The organism is Acinetobacter rudis, from assembly GCF_000829675.1.
In the GTDB taxonomy this organism is placed as follows: Bacteria; Pseudomonadota; Gammaproteobacteria; order Pseudomonadales; family Moraxellaceae; genus Acinetobacter; species Acinetobacter rudis.
Genome location: NZ_BBRX01000141.1, coordinates 1 through 1,408 on the forward strand (window position 1 = coordinate 1; position 1,408 = coordinate 1,408).

The following is a 1,408-nucleotide window of genomic DNA, read 5'->3' on the forward strand; positions in this document are numbered from 1 at the left end:
GGTAGGTGGTGTTAGGGTTTGGAGTGAATGGAGTGGTCCTACTTCTAGTGCTGGTATGTCTTCACTCTCAGGGAAAACAATAGCTTTTCTTGGCGACTCAATTGTAGAGCAAGGTGATTATCCAGAGCGTATTGGCAATATGAATGGTGCTACTATTCATAAGTTTGGTTTTGGTGGTTGTAGAGCAGGTCGTTATACCTCAAGCCCAGATGGATATGATAAGCAGTGTTTATATAATATTGCTAAGTGCATAAATACGAACGATTATTCTAGCCTTATAGCAGGTGCAGAATGGACTCGGGATAATAAGAATGATGACAATACACCGCAGGCTAACGCGATGGCAAATCTAGATTGGAGCAAAGTCGATATTCTGGTTATTGCATTTGGTACAAATGATTGGACAGGAAATCCTGTCGGCACAGAGTTAGTTGCAGACCCAAATGGAATGACATTCAAAGGTGCTATGTGTTACTCAGTTGAGGAGATTCAATTAAAATATCCGCATATTCAGATAGTTTTGATTGGTATGTCATATCGATTAAGAACTACAACTAGTGGAGCATCGGATAATTCTGACGATATTGCAACTTCAAATGGATATTTAAAGGAGTATCAGCAAGCAATTTTGGATGTAGCAGAAAGATATCATGTACCAGCATTTGATATGTACAGCAATAGCGGTGTAAATCGCTATAACTATACATACTATTTACGTGATGGTATTCATCCAAAAGCGATAGAAGGTAATAAACACTGGGCGATGAAGATAAGTTCATTTCTGAATTCATCTTTATAAGGCAATTACTAACCAAGTTCTTGAATATAAACCTGTACATCTGTAAGTTTTATTTCAGCATTTGTATACCAAGACTGGAATCCAATTTTAATCTTTGGTATTCCAGCTGGTACATTGAATGTATATGAAATTCTATATTTACAGTTAGTTTTAGTTAAAATATATTTGTACCATCCAACAGCACTTGAGTAGGAAAGTTTGGTTTGATCATATTCTAAGTCTTGTTGATCATAATCAACAATAAATAATGCACAGTTATCTCTACTTACATCAGAAGGGCAATCTATTTCAAAACTTATAGTTATTTTTTGGTTGCTTTGGGCTGGAAGGAGAATTTCATCTAACCAGACTGCTGACTTAGTTAGAGCCAAACTTTCCAATAAGTGTTTTTGTGTGAGTCTAGGGCTCTCTAATTTATATTTAATAAATCTTGGTTCAAGATGTTCATAGAGATATTTAGCAACCTCGATTGAGCCCATAGCATTAGTATGAACGGGATCGAAAAATAATTCATATTTATTTGAAAAAGCGACTCTTAAATCCAATGTATGAATGCCAATACTATTGCAAAATTCTAAAACTGAGTCAAAAACCAAGTTGCGATCTTTA

Annotated in this window: 1 protein-coding gene and 1 pseudogene; one reads left to right on the forward strand and one right to left on the reverse strand. The window is 35.5% G+C overall.

Features of this window, described 5'->3' with window-relative positions; all coding sequences use genetic code 11:
• Positions 1 to 799 (forward strand): SGNH/GDSL hydrolase family protein (locus tag Aru01_RS18245; protein ID WP_042111796.1); only part of this gene is annotated, 799 nt, incomplete at its 5' end.
• Between the two features lie 8 nt (positions 800 to 807).
• On the opposite strand, the pseudogene Aru01_RS18250 reads toward Aru01_RS18245, so the two are convergent.
• Positions 808 to 1,408 (reverse strand): annotated as a pseudogene (locus tag Aru01_RS18250) (SGNH/GDSL hydrolase family protein); the annotation flags it as partial.